This window comes from Mesorhizobium ciceri biovar biserrulae WSM1271 (genome assembly GCF_000185905.1).
Classification (GTDB): domain Bacteria; phylum Pseudomonadota; class Alphaproteobacteria; order Rhizobiales; family Rhizobiaceae; genus Mesorhizobium; species Mesorhizobium ciceri.
Genome location: NC_014923.1, coordinates 2,315,503 through 2,338,294, shown reverse-complemented (window position 1 = coordinate 2,338,294; position 22,792 = coordinate 2,315,503). Strand labels below are relative to the sequence as shown.

Below are 22,792 nucleotides of genomic sequence, written 5' to 3'. Positions count from 1 at the left end.
GGCATTTCTCCCCGTAAACGGGGAGAAAGAGGCTGGCCGCAACGCCGGCGCTTCCTTGCAAGGCTGAAAATTGGCGAAACCATAGATGACGGCGTCCTTCTCCCCGTTCACAGGGAGAAGATGGCGGCAGCCAGATGAGGGGCGGCGCGGCGTTTGTGATTCAAAAAAAGCCTTAATAGCCGGGCTTTCGACCCCCTAAATAAACTGCACCTGGACGATCTCATACCCCCTGGCACCGCCGGGCGCATTGACCTCGATGGCGTCGCCGACTTCCTTGCCGATGAGCGCACGCGCGATCGGCGAGGAGATCGAGATGCGGCCGGACTTCACGTCCGCCTCCTGGTCGCCGACGATCCGGTAGGTCTTCTTTTCCTCGGTGTCCTCGTCAACCAGCACCACGGTGGCGCCGAACTTGATCTTGTCGCCGCTGAGCTTGCTGACGTCGATCACCTCGGCGCGCGCAATATAATCTTCAAGCTCGTTGACGCGGCCCTCGTTGAGGCTCTGCGCCTCTTTGGCGGCATGATATTCGGCATTTTCGGACAGGTCGCCATGCGAGCGCGCTTCGGAGATCGCCTCGATGATGCGCGGCCGCTCTTCCTGCTGGCGCCAGCGCAGTTCTTCCTTCAATGACGCGAACCCCTCGCCTGTCATCGGGACCTTGTTCATGATGCCTGCCTTTCCTGCTGCCACCCCCGCGTATCGGGGAAAGCCTTGTCGATGGGTACAAAAAGAAAACGGGTCCGGCAGCCTCGAGCTTACGGAACCGTTTCACCGCAATTTCCCTGAATATAGCAATGTCAGCGGGTTTTTCACGCCCAAAAATCGGTTTTGCTAAAATCATCCCCGTTTTCATCAGTCGGGGGCGATGAATGAGACCGGGGGCAACAAAAAACGGCCGCGATCGCTCGCGGCCGCTTGGAAGAGCCCTGGGATCTTTTCAGCTTCTCATGAAATGGTCGATCTGCTCGGCCAGCATGCCATATTCACGCGAACCCTTGCCGGTCCGCTTCTCGATTTCCATCAACTGCTGCTGGGCGCCGGCCAGATCGCCGATCTGCAGATGCGCTTCGCCGAGATATTCGCGCACCAGCGTGTAGTTCGGATCGATGCGCAGCGCTTCCTCGTAATAGCCGAGGCCGACGGTGACGCGGCCGGAATGGCGGTGCGAATAGCCGAGATAGTTGAGGATGCGCGGATCCTGCTTGTTGGCGGCGAGGCTGAGCACGGCAATCGCCTCGTCATAGCGCCCGGCCATCGCCAGCGCGTGGCCTGCATCATAGATGCTGTCGTCGTCGAGCATGCCTTCCTGGGGCGCGACGCACTTTTTCTTCTTCTTGTCCCAGACCTGGCCCTTCTTGCACTGGGTGACGGTTTCGTCACCGCCGCTGCCGCCGCTGCCGGCGGCGTACACGGGAACAGCGAGGAACTGCAGCGCGAGAAGCGCGGTCGCAGCCTGGATCAGCATTCTTTTATGCATCGAAACCTCCTGGAGGGGTGAGAATGCAATACTAACGCCGGTCGGCTTGCGTTTCATCCCGGAAAAATGCGGGCGGGAGAACATCAGGTGACGGATGCCGCAAATCCGCTATCATCCGGCAAACGACCTGAGGGAGACGGCCCTTGCAGCGGCGGCTTGAAAAGGACTGGGAGCTTTCGATCGGCCCCGACACGGTGCGCCTGTTCATCCTCAAGGCCAAGGCACTGAGTGCGGCCGTCAATGAAGACTATGCCGATGGCGCCGAGCACGAGGTCGAACTCGACGGCGAGTCCCATGTCAACCATCACCATGACGGCCTTGCCGAGGAAAGCTCCGAGAACCTGACCGAAGAAGAGCTGCGCGAGCTGATCAACGACCTCAATGTCGACGAAGCAGCCGAGCTGATCGCGTTGGCCTGGGTCGGTCGCGGCGACTACGACGCCACCGAATGGGCGGACGCGCTGGCCGCCGCGCGCGAACGCGCCAACAAGCGCACCGCGAAATACCTGCTTGGCATGCCGCTGCTCGCCGACTGGCTGGAGGAAGGGCTGGAAGCGATCGGTGCGTAACGGAGCGGTTACCGTTCGTGATGCGGCCAAGGCAACCACCTTGCGTCGGCGCCGTTGAGGGCGATGGGGTCGATCGTCTTTTCCCGAATATGCAGGATTGCGTTGACCGTGGCCGTCACGGCCTTGCTGGTGATGCCGGTCGAGGCGAGACATCGCCATCGGCATCATAAGCCCCCGACGCCGCGGGTCGAGCAGCCGCTGACACCACGAGCCGACCAGCCCCTGAAACCAAGGGGCGGAAAGCGTTTGAAACCACGGCGCCACCGGCAGGTCACGCCAAAGCAGACACAGCAGAAAACGCAGACATCGCTGCCCTCGCCTGCCGATGTTCCCGTGCCCGAACCCGGCACTCCGATAACCCAACCCGCCATTCCGGTGCCCGAACCACGCCCGGCGGACGCACCAAAGGCTGAAGCTGCAAAGACCGAGGAGCAAAAGCGCGTAGGGCCGAAAGCCGCGGAAGCGCCCGACCGTTTCAAGGAAGAAAAATCCCACCAGGAAAAGCAGGCACGTCCCGAGCCATTGGCTCCGGAGCCATCAACCGGGGAAAACGAGCCGGAGCCGCCGGACGTCGCGCCAACGCCGACACGAAAGCCTGACATTGCAGAACCCGAGGCCCAGCCGCCAACCGTCGCCCCGCAGCCACCGCAAAAGCCGGCCGACGCGGACGAGGAGAAGATGCTGCCCGATCCGCGCTCGGCCGACGTGCCAGATGAAAAAATGCCGGCCGAGGAAGTCGCATGCCGCGAACGGCTAAAGACGCTCGGCGTCGAATTCGAAGAGCACAAGGCGGAAAGCCAGCCCGAAATCGGCTGTTCGATCCCCTATCCCATCGTGCTGAAGACCCTTGGAAAGTCGATCGCGATTGCCCCTGGAACCGAGCTCAACTGCAAGATGGCCGAGGCGACGGCGCGTTTTGCCGCCGATGTCATCCAGCCGGCGGCGAAAGCCGAATTCGGTGCGGACCTGAAATCGATCGGCCAGGCATCGGCTTTTGTCTGCCGGCCACGCAACGGCACACGAAAACTGTCGGAACACGCGTTCGGCAACGCGCTCGACATCGCCAGCTTCACGCTGTCGGACGGCAAGAAGATCGAGGTCGGCCCGGCGCCGCCGGAGAAAGACGCCAAATTCCTCAACAATGTTCGCAAGGCCGCCTGCGGACCCTTCAAGACGGTGCTCGGCCCAGGCGCCGACGCCGATCATTCCCTGCATTTCCATCTCGATCTCGAACCGCGCCGTCATGGCGGAACGTTCTGCCAGTGATCATGGCTGATCCAGGCCGCGTGCCGCAATTCGGCCGCAGGCATGAACGCGGACGCTGAGTTTTCCTTTACCCTTGATCGTTAAAATGCCGAATATCCATCAACGGGATTCCGCCAATGGCCGGCAAATTTCGGGCCGTGTTTTTCGCCACCGCGCGCCAGTCAAAATATGCAGCAATGCTGACCGCCGGTCTGGCGCTGGCGGCGCTTTCCGCCTGCAACACCGGCAGTGTGCTGTCGCTGCAGCCGGCCGTCGACGTCGGCGCGCAGACGGCTGCCGTGCCGCAATATGCCGGCATGCAGAAGCTTGTCCCTTCCAATCCGTACATGACGCAGGCCGCTTATCCGCGCATGGACGAGCCGATGTCGCCCGTCGAGCAGATGCCGGCCAGCGAAACCGACTGCCGTCAGCAATTGAAGCGCCTCGATGTCGCCTACACCGATCTGGCGCCGATCCATGAAGGCCAGTGCGGCATCGATTATCCGGTCAAGGTCTCGGCCATCGGCAACATCCAGATGAAACCCGCCGCAACCCTGACCTGCGACATGGCAGCTACCTTTGCCGGCTGGACGAAGAACGAACTCGTTCCCTCCGCCCGCTGGCGTTATTTCTCCGGCGTCAAGACCATACACCAGGGCTCCAGCTATTCCTGCCGCCGGATTGCCGGCGAAGGCGTCCTGTCCGAACACGGCAAGGGCAATGCGCTCGACGTCATGAGCATCGAGCTCAACAATGGCGACGACATCGACGTGCGCAAGCCCGGCCTGTTCGCCTTCCGCACCCGCGGCTTCCTCAACAATGTGCGCGCCGACGGCTGCCAGTACTTCACCACCGTGCTCGGCCCCGGCTACAATTACGACCACCGCAACCATTTTCATTTCGACATCAAGAACCGCAAGAACGGTTATCGCGCCTGCCGTTAGATCGGTGCCGGGTATCCTTTGCCTGAATGCCATGACAACGCCTAATGTGATGCCGGAACATTTGAGCGGCATTCATGAGTCAACGAAGCGTTCGGCGACGCATTATGATCTGGGCGGCGACCTTGTTGGCCGCGTATCTGGCGCTCGCCTATTTCGCCGCACCGGAATTCTGGACGTTCCGCGATCGAGGTTTTCGCACGCATCGCTTCGAGATGCTGACGCACACGTCGCAAGGCATTCCGGGCGACCCGATCAATGTCGGCCTTGTCGGCACGCAGAAGGAGGTGGTCCACGCCTTTGCCGTCGCCGGCTGGGACACCGCCGACGCCGTCACCCTGAAGACCGCGATCGAGATCGGTGAAAGCGTGCTGTTCGACCACCCCTATCCCGATGCGCCGGTCAGCAGGCTGCTGTTCGATGGCCGTGCCCAGGATCTCGCCTTCGAAAAGCCGGAGGGCATCAGCGCCGACCGACGGCATCATGTCCGCTTCTGGCAGACCGATGCAAGCGGCGACGATGGCCGGCCGCTGTGGCTGGGCTCGGCCAGCTTCGATCGCGGCGTCGGCTTCAGCCACGACACCGGCGCCGTCACCCACCATATCGGCCCCGACATCGACGCCGAGCGCGATTTCCTGATGCGCGACCTGGCCACTGCCGGCATGCTGCTCTCGACCAGCGACATATCGGGCGTCGGCGCCACCAAGGCGGGACGCAATGGCGGCGGCGATCCCTATTTCACGGACGGCGAGGCAATTGTCGGCGTGTTGAAGCAGTTGCCATGACATCGCAAAAGTCAGGTCGTCGTGATCACGATCTTGCCGAACGGCCCTTTCTCCAGATGTTGCAAGGCCTGCGGCACCTCATCGAAGCCAAAAACCTTGTCGATGACCGGCTTGATCGCCAGCGCCTCGATCGCCTGATTCATACGCTCGAAAGCACGGCGATGGCCGATCGACAGGCCCTGCACGGTGATGCGGTTGCGCATGAAGGGCAGGATGGGAAAGCTGAGCTCCATCGCGCCCAGCAGGCCGATGATCGACAGCCGGCCGTCGGCGGCCAGCGCGTTCAGCGATCGCCGTGCATTGTCGCCGCCGACCATTTCCAGCACGTGGTTCACGCCCAGCCCGTTCGTCAGCTCACGCGCGGCATCGTCCCAGGCCGGTTGCGTGCGGTAGTTGATCCCTTGCCAGGCGCCAAGCTTTCTCGCCCGCTCAAGCTTTTCATCACTGCTTGAGGTGACGATGGCGCGCAGGCCGAACGCAGTGGCGAACTGCAGCGCAAACAGCGACACGCCGCCGGTGCCCTGGATCAGAATGGTCTGACCCGGCACCGGTTTGGTCGCCTCGGCCATGGCGAACCAGGCCGTCAGCGCCGCGATCGGCAATGTCGCGGCCTCGATGTCGCCGAGCGACAGCGGCGCCAGCACCGCGGCGTCCTCGCCGAAGATGACATGATCGGAAAGCATACCCGACAGCGACGACCCCAGCGTGTGCTTATGCAGCACCGGCGGTGCGTCGCCATCCGGCCAATCGGCGATCACCTGGCCAAGCACGCGCTGGCCGACCTGAAAGCGGCTGACGGCACTGCCGACGGACACCACTTCGCCCACCGCGTCGGATGTCGGCACGAAGGGAAAGGCAAGGTCGGGGATCAGCACGCCGTCCACGATCATCTTGTCCTTGTAGTTGAGCGATACGGCCTTGGTCCGGACCAGCAAATCGTGCGGCCCTGGCTCGGGCACCTTGCCTTCCACCTGGCTTAGCCTCGACAGGCCAAAACCGCTCATCTGCCAGGATCTGTTGATTGGGGTGCTCATGTCGTCTCGCGCTCCGTGCATTGATGCCAGGCGAGACATTTATGCCTTTCGACTATAGAAAATAGTGCTTCCGTGCGGTATAATTTGACACTGATTGCGGACTAAAAGTCGACAATAGGAAATTGCCATGGAAACGGCCGACCTGCAAGGCACCGTTGCGTTTGTTCAGGCGGTGGAGGCCGGCAGCTTCACTAGCGCCGGCGAGCGGCTGCATGTGACGAAGTCGGCGATCGGCAAATCGATCGCGCAACTGGAGCAGAGGCTCGGCGTTCGCTTGCTGAACCGCACCACCCGCAGTCTCAGTCCGACCAGCGAAGGCATCAGCTACTATGAAGCCTGCGTCCGGGCCCTGGCCGAGATCGAAGCCGCACAGTCGCTGCTCGCCTCGCGTCGGCAGGTCCCGTCTGGCCGGCTTCGGGTCGACGTGCCGCTGGCCTTCGGCCGACGCTGCGTCGCTCCCGTGCTGTTCGAGATTTCGAGGAAATTTCCGGACCTGACGGTTGAAATCTCCTTCAATGACCGCCGCGTCGACCTGATCGAGGAGGGCATCGACCTGGCGATCCGCATGGGCGAACTCGACGACAGCCTGTCGCTAGCGGCCAGGCGCCTCTATGCTCAGCGCTCGGCCATATGCGCGGCTCCCGACTATCTCGACAGGCACGGCCGGCCGCAATCGGTCGAGGATCTCGCCGATCACAGCGTCATTGGCTACGGTCGCGAGGGCATCGTCCGCCCCTGGGTGATCAGACATTCCGACGGCCATCTCGCAACCTTCGTGCCCAAGGCGCGGCTCGTTCTCGGCCATGGCGAACCGATGCTGGATGCGGCGCTCGCCGGCTGCGGCATCGCCTTCCTGCCGACATGGCTGGCCGCCGACAGCCTCAAAAGCGGCGATCTCGAAATGGTGCTGTCGGACTGCCTGGTCGAGAACATCGTCGTGCATGCCGTCTGGCCGGTGACGCGCGCGCTCACGCCAAAGGTGCGGGTTGTCGTCGACGCCCTCGTCGAACATTTTTCGGCGCCGCCCTGGGATGCCGCGTGAGCGAAATACCGGTCATTTCTCAAAAATCACGCCGGACTATTTTCGAAGACCGCGCCGCAATGCTATTGACCGCTCATGTTATACGTCGAAATCGCTATCGTGGTCGTCCTCATCTGCGTGAACGGCCTTTTGTCGATGTCCGAGCTCGCCATCGTCTCGTCGCGCCCGGCCAGGCTGAAAGCGATGATCGACCGCGGCACCAATGGCGCCGGCCGCGCCCTTGATCTTGGCTCAAATCCCGGCAAGTTCCTGTCCTCGGTGCAGATCGGCATCACCTTGGTCGGCGTCCTCTCCGGCGCCTTTTCCGGCGCCACGCTCGGCGAACGGCTGGCGCAGTTCCTGGCTTCGACCGGCATCCGCGAGACTGTCGCCGACCCGCTCGGCGTCGGCATCGTCGTTGCTATCATCACCTATTTCTCGCTGATCGTCGGCGAGCTGGTGCCCAAGCAGATCGCGTTGCGTGATCCCGAGCGGGTCGCCGCCAGGGTCGCTCCGGCGATGACCATCCTCGCCACGGTGTCGGCGCCGCTGGTCTTCCTGCTCGACTTCTCCGGCCGCACCATATTGTGGCTGCTCGGTCAGCGCGGCGAAAGCGAGGAAAAGGTCACCGACGAGGAGATCAAGATGCTGGTCGCCGAGGCCGAGCATCACGGCACCATCGAATCCGACGAGCGGCGCATGATCGCCGGCGTCATGCGGCTTGGCGACCGCGCCGTGCGCGCGGTGATGACGCCGCGCACCGAAGTCGACTGGATCAATCTGCAATCCGACGAGGCGGCCATCCGCAAGCTGCTCATGGAAACCCAGCATTCGCGCCTGCCGGCAGGCGACGGCGGCGTCGACGTCATGGTCGGCGTCGTCCAGACGCGTGATGTGCTGGCCGCACTGCTTGCCGGCCGCGTGCTCGATCCGCGCAGGCATGTGCGCGCAGCCCCCATCGTCTACGACCAGGCCGACGCGCTCGATGTGCTGCAGAAGCTAAAGGAATCCGACGTGCCGATGGCGCTGGTGCATGACGAATACGGCCATTTCGAAGGCATCGTCACCCCGGCCGACATTCTGGAAGCCATCACCGGCGTGTTCCGCGCCGACACCGACGCCGGCGACGAGGAAAACGCGGTCAAGCGCGAGGACGGCTCGTGGCTGCTCGCCGGCTACATGCAGGCCGACGAGATGGCCGACATTCTCGGCATCGACCTGCCGGAAAACCGCGATTACGAAACCGTCGCCGGCTATGTGCTGTCGCATATGCACCATCTGCCGGCGACTGGCGAATGCGTCGACGCGCAGGGCTGGCGCTTCGAGGTGGTCGATCTCGACGGCCGCCGCATCGACAAGCTGATCGCCACCCGCCTGGCCGGCGCCCCGGTGCGCTGACGGTCGACGCATTTGCGGCATTTCGCTCTATCGTTCCCAGAAGGACTTGGCGATCTCTCCCTCGACCTGCTGTATCGTCAGGCCGATATCGTCGATCAGATGCGGATTGTCCTTCGACATTTGCCTGAGCTGCCAGCGAAAGCGTATCCGCTCGCGCCAAGTCCGATCGTGCCAGCTCGCGATGATGCTTCGCAGGGTCTTCAGGAGCCGGCGCGATGCCGGCCGCACAGGCGTTCCCGGCCGCGCTGCACAAGTGAGGGTATTGGTCATGGCAACCTCCATATGGTTTGAGGGCCTGGGCTCTCGATGGGGTTGAATTCTGCGCGATACGGACGGCGCCGTAATTAAGCCCTCCCAAATAGTTCCCAAAACTTCCAAACGAGCTAGAGCGGCCCTATAGATGCGCCTATGCAGGGATCGCGTTTTGCCTTTGGTCCGTTCGTGCTTGATCCGCGTGCGGGAACGCTGCTTCGGAACGATGTCCCCGTTGCCGTCGGCTATCGCGGGCTGAGCCTGCTTGCGGCACTCGTCGGGCGGCCCGGCGAAATCCTCGGAAAAGCCGAACTGATGGACGCCGCGTGGCCGGGCACGGCCGTCGAGGAAGGCAATCTCACCGTCCAGATCGCGCAGCTGCGCAAGCTGCTTGGCCCCGTCGGCGACAACGGCGAATGGATATCCACCGTTCCGCGCGTCGGCTACCGTTTCACGGGGGCCGTCGAACAGCTGGGCGAGGCCAGGCGAAAACCCTTGCCGCTGCCCGACAAACCGTCGATAGCCGTGCTGCCCTTCGTCAATTTCAGCAACGATCCCGAGCAGGATCCCTTCGTGGATGGGTTGACGGAAGACCTGATCACCGACCTGTCCAGAATCTCCGGCCTGTTCGTCATCGCCCGCAACTCGACCTTTGCCTACAAGGGAAAAGCGATGGACGTGCGCGAGATCGCCGGGGATCTTGGCGTGCGCTACCTGTTGGAAGGCAGTGCAAGACGCGCCGCGGGGCGCGTGCGCATCAACGCACAGCTGGTCGACGCGATGAGTGGCGATCATCTGTGGGCGGAACGCTTCGATCGCGGCCTGGAGGATATCTTTGCCGTTCAAGACGAGGTGACGGCCAAGATCGTGGAAGCGCTGCTTGGCCGGCTGCGCGCGCCGCCGCCGCGCAATCGGCCGCGAAATCTGGAGGCCTACGACCTCTGCGTGCGGGCGCGAAAGCTGATCGACGACTCGCCGCAGATGGCGCAGGAAGCGCATCTGATGCTGACGCGCGCGGTGTCGCTCGATCCTGATTATGCCGAGCCCTATCGTTGGCTTGCCATGAACCACTGGATGGGACAGGTGCATTGGGGCGGACCAACCGAGGCTGCCCGCAGCGTTGCCCTGGAGCTGGCGCGCAAGGCGGTGGCGATCGATCCCAACGACGCCGGTTGTCGCTGGATCCTGGCTTATCTGCTTGCTTATGAGCGCAGCTTCACTGAAGCGGATGCGGAATTCGCCAAAGCGATCGAGCTCGACCCGAACGAGGCCGACACCTGGGCGGCATTGTCCGACATCGCGGTCCTGGCCGGACGGGTCGAAGAGGGCCTCGAGCACATCGGCAAGGCGTTCCGGCTGAACCCGTTTCCGGCGAGCTGGTACTATCTGACGCTCGGCCAGGCGCAATATGCGGCGCGCGACTACCAAGCCGCGATCGAGACGTTGCGCCGTGACGAGACCTATCGCACAAGCTCACGCCGTTTCCTGGCGGCAAGCATGGCCCAACTCGGCCGGCTCGACGAGGCGCGCGCAGAGGCTGAACTGTTCCTCGTCGGCAACCCGCATTTCACAACCCATCACTGGGCGACGACCGAGCCATTCCGCGACGCCGCTACGCTCGAGCATTTCGTCGATGGTTTTCGCAAGGCCGGTCTTCCGGAGTGACGCGCCGGCATCCGGCCCGCCCGCAGCAAAGGCGACGTGGTGCGCTAACCCAGTCTAGACGTCGGTATGATCTCGGTGGCGCGACACCTTCTCGCGGTTGCCGCAGGTACGCATGCTGCACCAGCGCCGCTTGCCACCTCGCGACGTATCGAGGAAAAGCCAGCCACAGCGAGGGCAGGAATGCAGCCTGTCGCGCGGCAGGGTGAAGAACGCTTCGATGGACAGCATGGCCAGCAACGCGGTGACGGCGTCCGGATCGCGCCACCGGCCAAGGGCAAGCTCCGGCCTGGTGCCATCCAGCTCGATAGACCCGGCGGCAAGCGAGCTTGCCGTGCGCGAGAACAACACGCCGAGCGGTTCGACCGCAGACGGTTTGCCCGCGGCGATTGGATCGAAAACCTGAAATGACGCCTCCCGCATTTCGCGGACTCCTTCCACGAACCGCCCATCCGCTATCTCGGCAACGGCCTGCGCCTGACGATCGTCGGCAAGCCCTGAGGCGCTGAACCAGTTCGCAACATCCCGGACGGACTTGAAGAGTTCATTGTCTGTTGCCGGCGCCCGCCGGTCGAACACGGCGTTCGACAGGTCCAAAGCGGGATGCCCGCCTATGAAGTGATCCGGTACCCATTCGGTGTATTCATCGCCCATGGAACATAACCTCATTAACCGGATTATACGGTTACATGTAACCACTATCATACGGATACGTGGTGTCAAAGCCAGCGCGTCGCCAGATCGGCGCGGAACCCCTGGGAGGGAGAGGATGTGCAGCAATCGTTACAAGACCCGCCACGAAACCATCAATGTCGACGGCCTCGACATCTTCTACCGTCATGCCGGCGATCCCGGCAGACCGGCAATCCTGCTGCTGCACGGATATCCGACTTCGTCGCACGTCTATCGCAATGTCATCGAACCGCTGGCGGAGACAGCCTATGTGGTGGCGCCGGATCTGCCCGGTTTCGGCTTTTCGTCCGCCCCTTCCATCGATGCCTATGACTACACGTTCGACAACCTGGCCAGCACGATCGAAGCCTTCATCGAGGCCCTCGGCCTCCAGCGATTCTTCCTCCACATCACTGACTTCGGCACGCCCGTCGGCTATCATCTCGCCACACGGCGGCCGGATCGCATCCTCGGCCTGATCGCCCAGGACAGCAACGCTCATGACGAGGGGCTGGGACCGGAATGGGACGCGCCGAAGGCGTTCTTCGCCGAACCGACTGAAGAAAACCGCGCCAGACTGCCGGACTGGATGAATTTCGAGGGGACCCGAAACCAATATATCGGCGGTCTCCCCGAGCGTCTGAAAGTGTTGTTTCCGCCCGAGGGTTGGTATCTCGATACGGAGCGCCTGGCGAGGCCCGGCAACACCGACATTCAGTTCGAACTCTTCACCGATTATGGCTCGCACATCGCGCGCTTCCCGGCCATCCAGGCCTATCTCCGCGACCAACAGCCAGCATGCCTGGTGCTGTGGGGGCGCCACGACGCCTTCTTCGCGCTGGACGAGATCATGGCCTACAGCCGCGATCTCGACGCCGTCGAAATCCATGTCTTTGAGAGCGGGCACATGCTTCTCGAAACGCATCATCGCCAATGCGCGGCTCTCATCGCTCACTTCATGCACGAGGTGGAGACTGGGGTATTTCGCGATCCTGCGGGGCGTTGAACGTCGACGTTCAAACCGCCACTTCGATGGGCTCGGCAAGCCTGGGATTGGCCCGCGCGGCGATCAGGCAGCCGGCGACGATCAGGCACGCTCCCGTCAGCGTGGTCCAGGTCGCCTCCTCGCCGAAGAAGAACCAGCCAAGCGCGACCGCCCAGATGAAGGCCGAGTATTCCGTCGGGATCAGATATTGCGCTTCGGCGCGGGCGTAGGACCAGCTCATCAGGAATTGCCCGGCGAGCGACAGCACCGTCACCCCGGCCAAAGGAAGCCAAAGATCGCTCGGCAGGGCGACGGCAAGCCAGGGTGCCGCGAGGCCGAGCAGGATGGCAACGCAAAGGTTCTGGAACAGCATGATCTCGATCGGCTTGGCCAACTGCGCCTGTTGCCGGGCGAGGATCAGATTGTATCCGTAGAACACGGTTGATACGAGCACCGCTGCCGTGCCGAGCATGGCGTCCTGCGAATAGTCTGCCTGCCCGAACTGGCCGGCCATGATGATGGCGACGCCGGCGATGCCGGCCAACGATGCCCAGACAGCCTGGCGTCGGATCCGTTCGCCCAGCAGCAGCGCGGCGAGAAACAGCGCAAACAAGGGCGCCACGAAGCTGAGCCCGATCGCCTCCGCGAGCGGCAGCCTGGCCAAGCCCCAGAAGAAGGATATCAGCACGACGCCGACAATTGCGGCACGCAGCGCATGCAGCCTCAGCACCGGAATGGTCGGCTTTAAGCGTGGTCCCGCCAACCAGGCTGCGCCCGCGACCACGGCCGCGACCATGCTGCGCCACAGCAAGGTGTTGTAGACCCCGACCGCGATGACCAGGATCTTCATCGCCGCATCCATCCCGGACAGCAGGAAGATCGCAAGCGCGCATACGAGCACCGGGATCATCGGGGAAACGGCGCCGGTCAGGCTGGATGTCTTCACGGCTTCACTCATGTGACGGATCGCAGCCGGATATATCAGGGCAAGGGTCGCGACCAGATGGCAGCCCGGTCGATGTAGCAGTCCAACCCCGATTGGGCCGAGGCTATCGTGACATCAGGGTATCAGCACCATGCCGGCGAGTTGAACGAAACGGACCGCCTCGCCGACTGCATCATCCGGCCACGGCAGGCGACGCACGCACCCATGGCACAGATCGAATTGAGCGGGCGGGTTGCCGACGCGGCTGGCCCGTCGCATGTTGCCGGTTGTCTGCAGACGGATCGGAAAAAATGCACCGCATGGCTTCGGGCGACCTTTATCAGACCTACGATCTTGGTGACTTGCGCATCACCTCCTTGCGCGATGGCTATGTCGACATGCCGATCGGACGGCTTCGGCAACCCGGCGACAAGCCATTTGGCGATGAATTGCCGCAACAAGTCGCATTGGTTGGTGGTCAACTCAGACTGTCCGTCAATGCCTTCGCGATTGACGATGGAGACGGAATCATCCTGATCGATACCGGTGCCTCGAACGCCTGGCATCCCACCATGGGCCGACTTCCCGAGGCGCTGGACGAAGCTGGCATCGATGCCGGACGAGTCCGTGCCGTCTGTTTCACCCACACCCATCTCGACCACATCCATGGTCTTGTGCTTGCCGACGGCCGCGACGCTTTCCCGCGCCTGGCGCGTTTGCTCGTTCCCGGGGAAGAACTCGGCTTTTTTCGCGCCGAAGCGCGGCTCGAACGATTTCACAGCATGGCGGAACCCTTCGAGGCCGGAGACCGTATCGGGACACATGTCGACATTGTCGAAGCCCATGGCCATGAAGCGGGACACAGCTGCTTTCGTGTTTCGAGCGGTGGCGAACGCATTCTGATTTGGGGCGACACCGTTCACGTCCCATCGCTTCAGTTCGATCGACCTGAGGTGACGTGGGAATTCGATGCCGATCAGGACCAGGCGCGCGAAAGCCGGTTGCGGTTGCTGGCGCTTGCTGCCGACGATCATGTTTCGTCGCCGGCGCGCATCTGGATTCGCCCGGTATCGGCCGCGTCGTCCGATCCGGCGCCAGCTTTCGGTTTGAGCCGCTATAATTGAAAAAGGGCGGCGCAAGCGCCGCCCCGGATCCTTGGGAGGATAATTCGAACCGGCGGTCAGGCCGCCTTGACTTCCTCGGCGACGGCGTCGGCCTGACGCGCTGCCTTGAGCACCTTGGCCCACCAGGCAACGTCGTTGACCAGCGCCGTGGCGGCCTGGTTCAGATGCTCGAGGTCTTCCAGCTTCTTCTCGCCCTGGCGGACGGCGAGGAAATCGCCCCAGGCGATATGGACGGCCGACTTGACCGGCGCCATCTGCAATTCGACGGCATGAAGGCGGAGCTGTTCGACGGCGCGAGCGCCACCGACGCTGCCATAGCCGACGAAGCCGGCCGGCTTCTTGTTCCATTCGTTGGCGGCGTAGTCGATGGCATTCTTCAGCACCGCCGTCGGGCCATGATTGTATTCGGCGGCGGTGAAGATGAAGCCGTCGAATTCGGCGACCTTCTTCTGCCAGCGCTGTGCCACTTCGTTCTGCGACGGCGCCCATGCGGAGGATGCGACTTCGTCGAAGAACGGCAGCGGGAAGTCGCGAAGGTCGACGATCTCGACATCGATGTCGGCATGCGACTTGGCGATCTTGGCGATCCATTGGGTTGGCACATCGGCGAAACGAGCGGCGCGCGTCGATCCGACGACGATGGCAATTTTGGGTTTGGACATAAGGGCTCTCCTTGCACGAAGTACTGGTATCATTTGGATACCTGCGCTATATGAGATACTGCAAACGCGATGCACAAGAAGGCACTTTTTTGTTACCGAGGCACCCACACCGCTCCGAAGACTGCCGCGCCATCTCGGAAATCCTGCAGCGCGTCGGCGACAAATGGACCGTTCTGGTCGTCGGCAAGCTGGGCGACGGACCGCTGCGTTTCAACGAATTGCGCGCAGCCGTCGGCGGCATCTCGCAGAAGATGCTGACCACCACCTTGCGCGGGCTGGAGCGTGACGGCTTCGTCACCCGCACCGTGTTTCCAACCATTCCGCCGCGCGTCGATTATGAGCTGACCGAGCTCGGCCACGAGCTGCTGATCCCCGTCAGCGCACTGAGCGAATGGGCGCGCGCCAACACCATGCGCGTCAAGGCGGCGCGCGAAAAATTCGACGGCGCCCGCGTCTGAAACCCTTGCGCGGCAAGGGATTCAGCCCCGCACGCAACATCCGGCTTGTCTGATCGGAAATTCTATCTCGGCTGCGCGGATCGTGCCCGGATGCAAGCGCCGTTTTGGCTGGCGGATTGCCGCTCATGCGGTCCCCTGACGGCTGCCGCTCAGGCTCCTGATGCGCGCACATCGCATCGCGCGGCGGCACAGGTATCACACCGTGCGCCCCGCTCGCCGGGAGCCTGTCCTCCATGCGTGCAGGCGACGCGCGAGATGTCTTCCTTCACCTCCGCGTAAGCGGTCACGCCGAGCAGGCAGGTCGTCGCGACCAGGGCTGCCACGAGCCAACCGTTCAGCAGATGTTGACGCATTGTCTCTCCTCCGATTGCAGCAGGATCGGGCTTGGAGGCAACCGTTGGATGTCACGAAAAGCGCCTCCCGCACGGGCGCTGTTACAAATGACCAAGCCTGGGAGAAACGGCTTGCGTCAGCCTTCGGCGGGAACCGCTTTCGGCTTGCCCTCGCCATCCAGCGCCACCATAACGAAATCGGCATGGGTGACCTTCTCCATCAGGTCGGAGAGGTAGCGCTGCGCCCAGGCCTCGACCTTGAGCGTCATCGAAGTGCGGCCGACGCGCTCGACATGGGTGTAGATGCACAGCGTGTCGCCGATCTTCATCGGCTTGGCGAACGACATTTCCTTGACCGCCGCCGTCACGACGCGGCCCTTGGCGCGCTCGGCGGCGCGGATGCCGCAGGCCAGATCCATCTGCGCCATCACCCAGCCGCCGAAGATGTCGCCCGCCGCATTGGCGTCCGAAGGCATGGCCAGGGTGCGCAGCGTCAGATCGCCAAGCGGCCGTCCTTCAGCGTAGTGCACCATGCGAGAAATCCTTCGAGACTGGCTGCCCTCGATCCCGTATCGTCACGGCGCCAGAAGGTCAACGAGCTACGGCATGGCCATAGGCTCCGACTGGCAAAAGACCTGCGACAGCCGGCGCGCGGTGTCGGCAGCCTTTTTGCCGGGCAGCTTTTTCACGATAGGAATTTTTTCTTGACTGGGTGCCCTCAGCTATGGTACATTTTTGCCTATGGTGCTGATTTGCGCCAGTGACCTGCCGCACAGGCGGGTTTTTCGTTTGCTCCGTCAGCCAACACACCGGCGAAGGTTTCCGAGGACCGGTTAACCCGAGTTCGTAGACCCTGGGCATGGCCATGGGACGGCAGTTCGCATCACCGGCGAAGGTCGATCAAAAATAGCGCCTGAGGTTCGTGCGAATACGATCGAGCACGCTGTCCCCGGAAAGGTCCGGCGAGAATTCCTTGCCGGTGATCGCCTCATAAGCCTGCGCGTAAACCCGCGAGGCCTGTTCGACGATCTCGGCCGGTATCTCAGGTACCGGGTCGCTGTAGGGGTTGCAGCGCGCCGAGACCCACGACCGGACGAAATCCTTGTCAAAACTCTCCGGCCGGCAGCCGTCGGCGAGCGCCTGTTCGTAGCTCGATGCGATCCAGTACCGGCTGCTGTCCGGGGTATGGATTTCATCGGCAAGAATGATGGTCCCGTTCCTGTCGGTGCCGAATTCGTACTTCGTGTCGGCCAGGATCAGGCCGCGCTCGGTGGCGCGCTGCTGGCCGCGGGCGAACAGCCGCAAAGCGTAGCCGGACACGATGTCCCACTGCGCCTGCGTGAGAAGACCCTGTTCGAGGATCTCGGCTTTCGACAGCGGCTCGTCATGGCCGCCATGCGCGGCCTTGCTGGTCGGCGTGATGATCGGCTCGGCCAGTCTTTCATTGTCGCGCAGGCCGTCCGGCAGGCGGATACCGTACATGTCGCGGTCGCCGCGCTTGTAGCGCGTCAGGATCGAGGTGCTGGTGGTTCCCGCCAGATAGCCGCGCACGACGATCTCGACCGGCAGGATGTCGAGCCTCGTGCCGACGACGACGTTCGGGTCGGGGTATTCGAGAACATGGTTCGGACAGATATCGGCGGTTTCCTCGAACCAGTAGCGCGCCGTCTGGGTCAGTATCTCGCCCTTGTAGGGGATCGAGGTCAGGATGATGTCGAAGGCACTGAGCCGGTCGGTGGCGATGATGATGCGCCGGCCATCCGCCAGATCGTAGTTTTCGCGGACCTTGCCGCTGTAGTGGCCCGGCAGTTCGGGAATGAACGCGTCAGGGAGGGTCCGCATATGATTTCCTGCCTTCCGCAGAGTGGGCCAGAGCATAATTCCGAAAAGTTATGCGCCAAGATAGTGCCATCGCATAGGCTGTCGGGACGATAGATATCAAGCGCGATTGTCGGGAATCCCCGCAAACCTGATCGGTTCGACGGTCGCTTTTTTCACAACTGATGCCGGATGGCGCGGCGACTTCGGAATGCCGTCGCGTCTAGGCTGCAGCCAATTTTTCGGAGCCTCCCATTTCCATCATGCAGACCTATGATTTCATCATCGTCGGCTCCGGCTCGGCCGGCTCAGTCCTGGCTGAAAAACTGTCGGCCTCGGGGCGCTTCTCGGTGCTGGTGCTGGAGGCCGGCGGCAGCGACCGCCGCTTCTACGTGCAGATGCCGCTCGGCTACGGCAAGACCTTCTTCGATCCCGGCGTCAACTGGAACTACAAGGCCGAGCCGGACCCGGGGCTCGCCGGCAATGCCGACCACTGGCCGCGCGGCAAGCTGCTCGGCGGTTCGAGCTCGATCAACGCCATGGTCTGGATCAGGGGCGCGCGCGAGGATTTCGATGCCTGGGCCGCCGCCGGCAATCCCGGCTGGGCCTATGACGATCTGCTGCCCGCCTTCAAGGCGCTCGAGGACAACCAGGCCGGCGCAGACCAATGGCGCGGCGTCGGCGGCCCGCTGCATGTCACAGACTGTTCGGGCGCCGTCCACCCGCTGACCAAACGCTATCTCGCCGCCGGCCAGCAGGCCGGCCTGCCCTTCAACCCGGATTTCAACGGCGCTGCCCAGGAAGGCGTCGGCGTCTACCAGATCTCGACCCGCAACGGCCGCCGCATGTCGGCGGCGCGCGCTTTCCTGCGCCCGGCGATGAAGCGCGCCAACGTCCGCGTCGAGATGAAGGCGCTGGCGACCAGGGTGCTGTTCGAGGGCAAGCGCGCCGTCGGTGTCGAATACCAGCAGAACGGCGAGACGAAGTCGGCGCGTGCCGGCCGCGAAGTTATCCTGTCGGGCGGCTCGGTCAACTCGCCGCAATTGCTGCAGCTGTCCGGCGTCGGGCCCTCCGCGCTGCTGAAAGGCCTGGGCATCCGGATGGTCCAGGCCAACGAGAATGTCGGCGCGCATCTGCAGGATCATGTCGGCATCAACTACACCTTCAAGGGCAAGCTGCCGACGCTCAACCAGACGCTGCGTCCCTGGTGGGGCAAGCTGCTGGTCGGCATGCAATATATCCTGACCCGTTCGGGCCCGCTGTCGCTGTCGATGAACAATGCCGGCGGCTTCTTCCGCACCGACCCGGCGGCGACGCGGCCCAACATGCAGCTCTATTTCCAGGCATTCTCGACCGTCATTCCCAAGAGCGGCGAGCGTCCCATCCTGACGCCCGACCCATGGCCGGGCTTTTCCATCGGCCTGTCCAACTGCCGCCCGTCGAGCCGTGGCGAGATCATGATCCGCTCGGCCAATCCGCGCGAGTACCCCAGGATAACGGCCAATGCCTACTCCACCAATGCCGATGTCGAGGAGATGCTGGCGGCGGTGAAATTCGTCCGCAAGATCGCCTCGATGCCTGCCATGGCCGAGATCATCGAGGAAGAGGTTTTGCCAGGCCCGTCAATCACTTCCGATGCAGACCTGATTCAGGATTTCAGGAAGCGCTCGGGCACTGTCTATCATCCGGTCTCGACCTGCCGCATGGGGCCCGATCCGGCGCGCGCCGTCGTCGACCCGCGTCTCAAGGTGCACGGCATCGACGGCCTGCGCGTCATCGACGCCTCGATCTTCCCCGACAACATCACCGGCAACACCAACGCCGCCTCGATCATGACCGGTTGGAAGGGCGCCGAACTGGTTCTGGAGGACCAAAAATGAAGATCACCGACGTCAAGACCTGGGTTGTCGACAATCCGCCGCCCGGCATCGGCGGCAAGTATTTCATCTTCGTCAAGTTGACCACCGATGGCGGCGTCGTCGGCTATGGCGAGGCCTACAACGCCACCTTCTCCGCCCATGTTACCGCCCGGATGGTCGAGGACATGGCCGAGCGCTATCTCGTCGGCCGCGATCCGCACGACATCGAGAACTTCTTCCGCCGCGCCTATTCGTCCGGCTTCACCCAGCGGCCCGACGTGTCAGGCATGGGCTGCTTCTCGGCGCTGGAAATGGCCTGCTGGGACATCATCGGCAAGGAGGCCGACAAGCCGGTCTACAAACTGCTCGGCGGCCAGGTGCACGAAACGCTGCGTTCCTACACCTATCTTTACCCGCACACCGGCAGCGTCCACTCCGAGGATGCGCACGGCAAGAACGTCTACAACGACCCCGATCTCGCCGCCGCCTGCGCGCTCGAATATGTCGAACAGGGGTTCAACGCCGTCAAACTGGACCCGGCCGGCCCCTACACCGCCTTCGACGGCCACCAGCCGCGTCTTGTCGATATCGACCTGTCCACCCGCATGATCAAGGCGATCCGCGAGGCGGTCGGCACCCGCGCCGACATCCTGTTCGGCACGCACGGCCAGTTCACAGCGTCCGGCGCGCTGCGCATGGCGCGCGCCATCGAGCCCTATGATCCCTTGTGGTTCGAGGAGCCGGTGCCGCCTGACATGCCCGAAGTCATGGCGCAAGTGGCCCGCGCGACCTCGATCCCGATCGCCACCGGCGAACGGCTGACCACCAAGTTCGAGTTCGCCCGCGTCATCGAGAACCGCGCCGCGACCATCCTGCAGCCGGACCTCGGCCGCTCCGGCGGCATTCTCGAAACCAAGAAGATCGCGGCGATGGCCGAGGCCTACCACATCCAGATCGCCCCTCACTGCTATTGCGGGCCGATCGTCGGTGCGGCCAACATCCAGCTGGCGGTGACGCTGCCCAATTTCCTCATCCTGGAATCGCTGAAGCAGTGGGACGGTTTCCACGCCACGCTCTTGAAGAAGAAGATCGAGTGGCAGGACGGCAATGTCATCCCCTCGAAGGAGCCCGGCCTCGGCGTCGAGTTGAACGAAGCGGTCTGCGACGCGCATCCCTATACGGGCAAGGACCTGCATCTGCAGATGATGCAGACGCCGCTGATGCCGTGAGCGAAAGCTACGCCTTCATCGGGCTTGGCCATCTCGGCGGCAACCTTGCCGCCAGCCTGATCCGCAACGGCTTTGCCGTCACCGTCTTCGACCGCGATCCGGCCGCCGCCGAGCGCCTGGTGGTGCTCGGCGCCACTACCGCGAGCAGCCCGGCCGAGGCCGCCGCCCGGGCCGGCAAGGCCATCACGTGCCTGCCTTCGCCCAAGGTCAGCGAAGCGGTGCTGGCCGGACCCGGCGGATTGCTGGAGGGCCTGCCCCAAGGCGGCACCTGGATCGAGATGTCCACCAACGGCCGCGACGAGATTCTTCGCCTTGCGGCCCTCGCCTCGGCCAGGGGCGTCGAGACGCTGGAATGCCCAGTCACCGGTGGCGTGCATCTGGCGGCGGCTGGCAAGATCACCGCGCTGGTCGGCGGCGATCCAGCGCTCTACGAACGTCATCAGCCGGCCATCGAGGCGATGTGCGCAAAGTCGTTCCTGATGGGTCCGGTCGGCTCGGCGGCGGTGATCAAGGTGATCACCAACATGCTCGCCTTCATCCATCTCGTCGCCGCCGGCGAGGCGCTGATGTTGGCCAAACAAGGCGGGCTCGACCTCGCCCAGTCCTACCATGCCATCTCAGCCTCCTCCGGCAACAGCTTCGTCCACGAGACCGAAAGCCAGCTCATTCTCAACGGCTCCTACGACATCGGCTTCACCATGGACCTGGCGCTGAAGGACCTCGGCTTCGCGCTGGCGATGGGCAGGGAATTCAGACTGCCGCTCCAACTGGCGCCGCTTGTGAGTGAGATTTTCCAGATGGGCAAACAGGAATATGGCGGCAGCGCCTGGTCCACCCAGATCGTCAAATTGCTCGAGGATGCCGTCGATACCGACCTGCGCGCGCCCGGTTTTCCGGCCAAGCTGGAACTCTGACATCAGCCAGTTATCAAGCGATTTCAGGACGTTGGATTGATGGGCGGATTCATCTGAATCAATCTGTCAACGGCTTGATTCAGTATCTGAGCGTCAATGCACCCGGCAGGATCTCGAAGGTCGCGGGTATGCGTCCCGGCGACTCGCCGTCTATATCGACCAGAGCGCCATTCTCTGACGCATCGCCGAGCGGCTCGACCACCACTTTCCTGCCGCGCAGGATGGTGATCGCCGGATGGTTGCGGTGCCGGCCGCCATAGAGCAGCCGGATGTCCCAGATCAGCTTCAGCTTGCCGGCGGCGCGCAGGATGACGATGTCGAACTGCCCGTCGGTGATTTCGGCATCCGGCGCGATCATCATGCCGCCGCCGAAGAACTTTCCATTGGCGACCGCCACCAGCGCCATGCGCGCTTCGACGGGTGCGCCGTCGTCGACCGTGATCCTGACGTCCTGAAAACGGTAGCGGATGAACTCCACCACGGTGCGCCACAGGAACAGTGCCTTGGCCGACATCCTGCCCTTGCGCTTGTCGGCATTGACGGCGCGGTCGGTGGCGCCGGAAAGTCCCAGACTGGCGATGTTGATGAAGTGCCGGCTGGCCAGCGCGCCGTGATCGTCGATGTAGCCGATGCGCCCGGCATCGACCTTGCGGCCCTTGGCTTCGGCCAACCGCTTCAGCACGGCATCCACCTCTTTCGGCAGGCCGAGCCCGCGCGCGAAATCGATGCCGGTGCCGCACGGCAACAGGCCAAGTTCAGTGATCCGGCCGCTCTCCTGGGCCGCCTGCAGAAGCCCGTCGGCCACTTCGCTGGCGGTGCCGTCACCGCCGGCCGCAATCACCAGATCGAAGCCAATCATTGCGAGATCGATTGCCAGCCTTTCGGCATCGCCTTCGGCCTGCGTTTCGCGCAGCTCGAATTCGCCGAAATGCTTTTTCAGCGACACGGCAACATCAGGCCAATGCCGTTTCAGCCGGCCGCCACCGGCAATCGGGTTGAGAACCACTCCGACTTTCAAAATACCCGCCCTCCCCGGCGCCGGACATGCAGGTCCGATCCTTTGCCGGCATTGAAGCCCGCGACCACCGGCGGAGCAAGGGGCGCTGTCGGCTCGTACGCAAAAAAGCGGGCGGGCTGTCTAAAGCAGCCGGCGCTCGAATTCCCCGGTTTGTGGCTAACGATCCCCGGTAATCCCGCTATCCACAGGGCAGCGGCCATTCCCCAGGACCCTTACTCGGCGTACGTTAAACCCATCTCAGGCGGCTACCGATCATCAAGCCGAAAGGCGAAGTGAAAGGCGGATTTCCTGAGGCCCGTACGGCCCGAAGCGAGAGCAGGCTTGCCTGTTTCGAGGGACGGAGCCGAGACCTACGGGGCCGCGGAAAGCGTGCCAACGCCTACGGCGGACCGATGCTGCCATGAAGGAC

At 63.2% G+C, this 22,792-nt stretch carries 24 protein-coding genes; 13 read left to right on the top strand and 11 right to left on the bottom strand.

The window, feature by feature from the left end; genetic code table 11:
- Positions 1 to 195 precede the first annotated feature (195 nt).
- Together greA and MESCI_RS11205 are read right to left on the bottom strand one after the other, a co-directional pair.
- On the bottom strand, positions 196 to 669 hold the full coding sequence (gene greA / locus MESCI_RS11210) for a transcription elongation factor GreA (RefSeq protein WP_013530066.1): 474 nt from the start codon (positions 667 to 669) through the stop codon (positions 196 to 198).
- A gap of 271 nt (positions 670 to 940) precedes the next feature.
- Positions 941 to 1,480 (bottom strand): tetratricopeptide repeat protein, encoded by a 540-nt coding sequence (locus MESCI_RS11205; protein ID WP_013530065.1) that lies wholly within the window; start codon positions 1,478 to 1,480, stop codon positions 941 to 943.
- A 143-nt stretch (positions 1,481 to 1,623) separates the two neighbouring features.
- On the opposite strand from MESCI_RS11205, the gene MESCI_RS11200 reads away from it, so the two are divergent.
- The 4 genes from MESCI_RS11200 to MESCI_RS11185 all read left to right on the top strand — a co-directional run bounded on the left by MESCI_RS11200 (position 1,624) and on the right by MESCI_RS11185 (position 5,020).
- Positions 1,624 to 2,049, top strand: a complete 426-nt coding sequence (locus tag MESCI_RS11200; protein WP_013530064.1) for a DUF3775 domain-containing protein — start codon at positions 1,624 to 1,626, stop codon at positions 2,047 to 2,049.
- 132 nt (positions 2,050 to 2,181) lie between these two features.
- Positions 2,182 to 3,315, top strand: a complete 1,134-nt coding sequence (locus tag MESCI_RS11195) for an extensin family protein (protein WP_164920023.1) — start codon at positions 2,182 to 2,184, stop codon at positions 3,313 to 3,315.
- 116 nt (positions 3,316 to 3,431) lie between these two features.
- Positions 3,432 to 4,238, top strand: a complete 807-nt coding sequence (locus MESCI_RS11190) for an extensin-like domain-containing protein (protein ID WP_013530062.1) — start codon at positions 3,432 to 3,434, stop codon at positions 4,236 to 4,238.
- 74 nt (positions 4,239 to 4,312) lie between these two features.
- A complete protein-coding gene (locus MESCI_RS11185) occupies positions 4,313 to 5,020 on the top strand; it encodes an LssY C-terminal domain-containing protein (protein ID WP_013530061.1) in 708 nt (235 codons plus the stop codon).
- Between the two features lie 11 nt (positions 5,021 to 5,031).
- Here MESCI_RS11185 and MESCI_RS11180 read toward each other — a convergent pair whose 3' ends face one another.
- A complete protein-coding gene (locus MESCI_RS11180) occupies positions 5,032 to 6,054 on the bottom strand; it encodes a zinc-dependent alcohol dehydrogenase family protein (protein WP_013530060.1) in 1,023 nt (340 codons plus the stop codon).
- A gap of 127 nt (positions 6,055 to 6,181) precedes the next feature.
- On the opposite strand from MESCI_RS11180, the gene MESCI_RS11175 reads away from it, so the two are divergent.
- Both MESCI_RS11175 and MESCI_RS11170 read left to right on the top strand, forming a co-directional pair.
- Positions 6,182 to 7,096 (top strand): LysR family transcriptional regulator, encoded by a 915-nt coding sequence (locus MESCI_RS11175; RefSeq protein WP_013530059.1) that lies wholly within the window; start codon positions 6,182 to 6,184, stop codon positions 7,094 to 7,096.
- Positions 7,097 to 7,171: 75 nt separating this feature from the next.
- Positions 7,172 to 8,473: a hemolysin family protein gene (locus MESCI_RS11170; protein ID WP_013530058.1), complete on the top strand. Its 1,302-nt coding sequence runs from the start codon at positions 7,172 to 7,174 to the stop codon at positions 8,471 to 8,473.
- Between the two features lie 27 nt (positions 8,474 to 8,500).
- Here MESCI_RS11170 and MESCI_RS11165 read toward each other — a convergent pair whose 3' ends face one another.
- Entirely contained in the window at positions 8,501 to 8,743 is a 243-nt protein-coding gene (locus MESCI_RS11165) for a DUF1127 domain-containing protein (protein WP_013530057.1), read from the bottom strand.
- Between the two features lie 138 nt (positions 8,744 to 8,881).
- On the opposite strand from MESCI_RS11165, the gene MESCI_RS11160 reads away from it, so the two are divergent.
- Positions 8,882 to 10,390: a winged helix-turn-helix domain-containing tetratricopeptide repeat protein gene (locus tag MESCI_RS11160; RefSeq protein WP_013530056.1), complete on the top strand. Its 1,509-nt coding sequence runs from the start codon at positions 8,882 to 8,884 to the stop codon at positions 10,388 to 10,390.
- Between the two features lie 54 nt (positions 10,391 to 10,444).
- Here the strand turns inward: MESCI_RS11160 and MESCI_RS11155 are convergent, their stop codons facing one another.
- Positions 10,445 to 11,041, bottom strand: coding sequence for a CGNR zinc finger domain-containing protein (locus MESCI_RS11155; RefSeq protein ID WP_013530055.1), 597 nt, complete (start codon positions 11,039 to 11,041; stop codon positions 10,445 to 10,447).
- On the opposite strand from MESCI_RS11155, the gene MESCI_RS11150 reads away from it, so the two are divergent.
- Positions 11,040 to 12,065 (top strand): alpha/beta fold hydrolase, encoded by a 1,026-nt coding sequence (locus tag MESCI_RS11150; RefSeq protein ID WP_245268609.1) that lies wholly within the window; start codon positions 11,040 to 11,042, stop codon positions 12,063 to 12,065. The two genes, MESCI_RS11155 and MESCI_RS11150, sit on opposite strands and share 2 nt — an antisense overlap.
- 10 nt (positions 12,066 to 12,075) lie before the next feature.
- On the opposite strand, the gene MESCI_RS11145 is transcribed toward MESCI_RS11150, so the two are convergent.
- Positions 12,076 to 13,002 carry a DMT family transporter gene (locus MESCI_RS11145; RefSeq protein ID WP_013530053.1) on the bottom strand — a complete coding sequence of 309 codons (927 nt, stop codon included), beginning with the start codon at positions 13,000 to 13,002 and terminating at the stop codon, positions 12,076 to 12,078.
- 287 nt (positions 13,003 to 13,289) lie between these two features.
- Between MESCI_RS11145 and MESCI_RS11140 the strand changes: the two genes are divergently transcribed.
- Positions 13,290 to 14,093, top strand: a complete 804-nt coding sequence (locus MESCI_RS11140; RefSeq protein ID WP_245268607.1) for an MBL fold metallo-hydrolase — start codon at positions 13,290 to 13,292, stop codon at positions 14,091 to 14,093.
- A gap of 56 nt (positions 14,094 to 14,149) precedes the next feature.
- On the opposite strand, the gene MESCI_RS11135 is transcribed toward MESCI_RS11140, so the two are convergent.
- Positions 14,150 to 14,755, bottom strand: coding sequence for an NADPH-dependent FMN reductase (locus MESCI_RS11135; protein WP_013530052.1), 606 nt, complete (start codon positions 14,753 to 14,755; stop codon positions 14,150 to 14,152).
- Positions 14,756 to 14,844: 89 nt separating this feature from the next.
- On the opposite strand from MESCI_RS11135, the gene MESCI_RS11130 reads away from it, so the two are divergent.
- On the top strand, positions 14,845 to 15,213 hold the full coding sequence (locus MESCI_RS11130) for a winged helix-turn-helix transcriptional regulator (RefSeq protein ID WP_024504168.1): 369 nt from the start codon (positions 14,845 to 14,847) through the stop codon (positions 15,211 to 15,213).
- Positions 15,214 to 15,362: 149 nt separating this feature from the next.
- Here MESCI_RS11130 and MESCI_RS11125 read toward each other — a convergent pair whose 3' ends face one another.
- The 3 genes from MESCI_RS11125 to MESCI_RS11115 form a co-directional block, all read right to left on the bottom strand.
- The gene (locus tag MESCI_RS11125; protein WP_013530050.1) at positions 15,363 to 15,566 is read right to left on the bottom strand and encodes a hypothetical protein; all 204 of its coding nucleotides are present in this window, start codon (positions 15,564 to 15,566) and stop codon (positions 15,363 to 15,365) included.
- Between the two features lie 116 nt (positions 15,567 to 15,682).
- Positions 15,683 to 16,078 carry an acyl-CoA thioesterase gene (locus MESCI_RS11120; RefSeq protein WP_013530049.1) on the bottom strand — a complete coding sequence of 132 codons (396 nt, stop codon included), beginning with the start codon at positions 16,076 to 16,078 and terminating at the stop codon, positions 15,683 to 15,685.
- A 367-nt stretch (positions 16,079 to 16,445) separates the two neighbouring features.
- Positions 16,446 to 17,387 carry a phosphoribosylaminoimidazolesuccinocarboxamide synthase gene (locus tag MESCI_RS11115; RefSeq protein ID WP_013530048.1) on the bottom strand — a complete coding sequence of 314 codons (942 nt, stop codon included), beginning with the start codon at positions 17,385 to 17,387 and terminating at the stop codon, positions 16,446 to 16,448.
- Positions 17,388 to 17,626: 239 nt separating this feature from the next.
- Between MESCI_RS11115 and MESCI_RS11110 the strand changes: the two genes are divergently transcribed.
- The 3 genes from MESCI_RS11110 to MESCI_RS11100 are packed head-to-tail and all read left to right on the top strand — an operon-like array spanning position 17,627 to position 21,365.
- A complete protein-coding gene (locus tag MESCI_RS11110) occupies positions 17,627 to 19,243 on the top strand; it encodes a GMC family oxidoreductase (RefSeq protein ID WP_013530047.1) in 1,617 nt (538 codons plus the stop codon).
- On the top strand, positions 19,240 to 20,451 hold the full coding sequence (locus MESCI_RS11105; protein WP_013530046.1) for a mandelate racemase/muconate lactonizing enzyme family protein: 1,212 nt from the start codon (positions 19,240 to 19,242) through the stop codon (positions 20,449 to 20,451). Before MESCI_RS11110 ends, MESCI_RS11105 begins: the two co-directional genes overlap by 4 nt.
- Positions 20,448 to 21,365, top strand: a complete 918-nt coding sequence (locus tag MESCI_RS11100; protein ID WP_013530045.1) for an NAD(P)-dependent oxidoreductase — start codon at positions 20,448 to 20,450, stop codon at positions 21,363 to 21,365. The genes MESCI_RS11105 and MESCI_RS11100 overlap by 4 nt, the downstream gene beginning before the upstream one ends.
- Before the next feature lie 79 nt (positions 21,366 to 21,444).
- On the opposite strand, the gene MESCI_RS11095 is transcribed toward MESCI_RS11100, so the two are convergent.
- Positions 21,445 to 22,383 carry a diacylglycerol/lipid kinase family protein gene (locus MESCI_RS11095; RefSeq protein ID WP_013530044.1) on the bottom strand — a complete coding sequence of 313 codons (939 nt, stop codon included), beginning with the start codon at positions 22,381 to 22,383 and terminating at the stop codon, positions 21,445 to 21,447.
- Positions 22,384 to 22,792 lie beyond the last annotated feature (409 nt).

Bases quoted from the DNA above. Each gene is read 5' to 3' on its own strand.
- MESCI_RS11205 (WP_013530065.1), bottom strand. From the start codon at position 1,480: ATGCATAAAAGAATGCTGATCCAGGCTGCGACCGCGCTTCTCGCGCTG.
- MESCI_RS11115 (WP_013530048.1), bottom strand. From the start codon at position 17,387: ATGCGGACCCTCCCTGACGCGTTCATTCCCGAACTGCCGGGCCACTAC.
- MESCI_RS11135 (WP_013530052.1), bottom strand. From the start codon at position 14,755: ATGTCCAAACCCAAAATTGCCATCGTCGTCGGATCGACGCGCGCCGCT.
- MESCI_RS11150 (WP_245268609.1), top strand. From the start codon at position 11,040: ATGGAACATAACCTCATTAACCGGATTATACGGTTACATGTAACCACT.
- MESCI_RS11170 (WP_013530058.1), top strand. From the start codon at position 7,172: ATGTTATACGTCGAAATCGCTATCGTGGTCGTCCTCATCTGCGTGAAC.
- MESCI_RS11165 (WP_013530057.1), bottom strand. From the start codon at position 8,743: ATGACCAATACCCTCACTTGTGCAGCGCGGCCGGGAACGCCTGTGCGG.
- MESCI_RS11145 (WP_013530053.1), bottom strand. From the start codon at position 13,002: ATGAGTGAAGCCGTGAAGACATCCAGCCTGACCGGCGCCGTTTCCCCG.
- MESCI_RS11190 (WP_013530062.1), top strand. From the start codon at position 3,432: ATGGCCGGCAAATTTCGGGCCGTGTTTTTCGCCACCGCGCGCCAGTCA.
- MESCI_RS11110 (WP_013530047.1), top strand. From the start codon at position 17,627: ATGCAGACCTATGATTTCATCATCGTCGGCTCCGGCTCGGCCGGCTCA.
- MESCI_RS11155 (WP_013530055.1), bottom strand. From the start codon at position 11,041: ATGGGCGATGAATACACCGAATGGGTACCGGATCACTTCATAGGCGGG.
- MESCI_RS11120 (WP_013530049.1), bottom strand. From the start codon at position 16,078: ATGGTGCACTACGCTGAAGGACGGCCGCTTGGCGATCTGACGCTGCGC.
- MESCI_RS11175 (WP_013530059.1), top strand. From the start codon at position 6,182: ATGGAAACGGCCGACCTGCAAGGCACCGTTGCGTTTGTTCAGGCGGTG.
- MESCI_RS11195 (WP_164920023.1), top strand. From the start codon at position 2,182: ATGCCGGTCGAGGCGAGACATCGCCATCGGCATCATAAGCCCCCGACG.
- MESCI_RS11180 (WP_013530060.1), bottom strand. From the start codon at position 6,054: ATGAGCACCCCAATCAACAGATCCTGGCAGATGAGCGGTTTTGGCCTG.
- MESCI_RS11105 (WP_013530046.1), top strand. From the start codon at position 19,240: ATGAAGATCACCGACGTCAAGACCTGGGTTGTCGACAATCCGCCGCCC.
- MESCI_RS11140 (WP_245268607.1), top strand. From the start codon at position 13,290: ATGGCTTCGGGCGACCTTTATCAGACCTACGATCTTGGTGACTTGCGC.
- MESCI_RS11125 (WP_013530050.1), bottom strand. From the start codon at position 15,566: ATGCGTCAACATCTGCTGAACGGTTGGCTCGTGGCAGCCCTGGTCGCG.
- MESCI_RS11185 (WP_013530061.1), top strand. From the start codon at position 4,313: ATGAGTCAACGAAGCGTTCGGCGACGCATTATGATCTGGGCGGCGACC.
- greA (WP_013530066.1), bottom strand. From the start codon at position 669: ATGAACAAGGTCCCGATGACAGGCGAGGGGTTCGCGTCATTGAAGGAA.
- MESCI_RS11160 (WP_013530056.1), top strand. From the start codon at position 8,882: ATGCAGGGATCGCGTTTTGCCTTTGGTCCGTTCGTGCTTGATCCGCGT.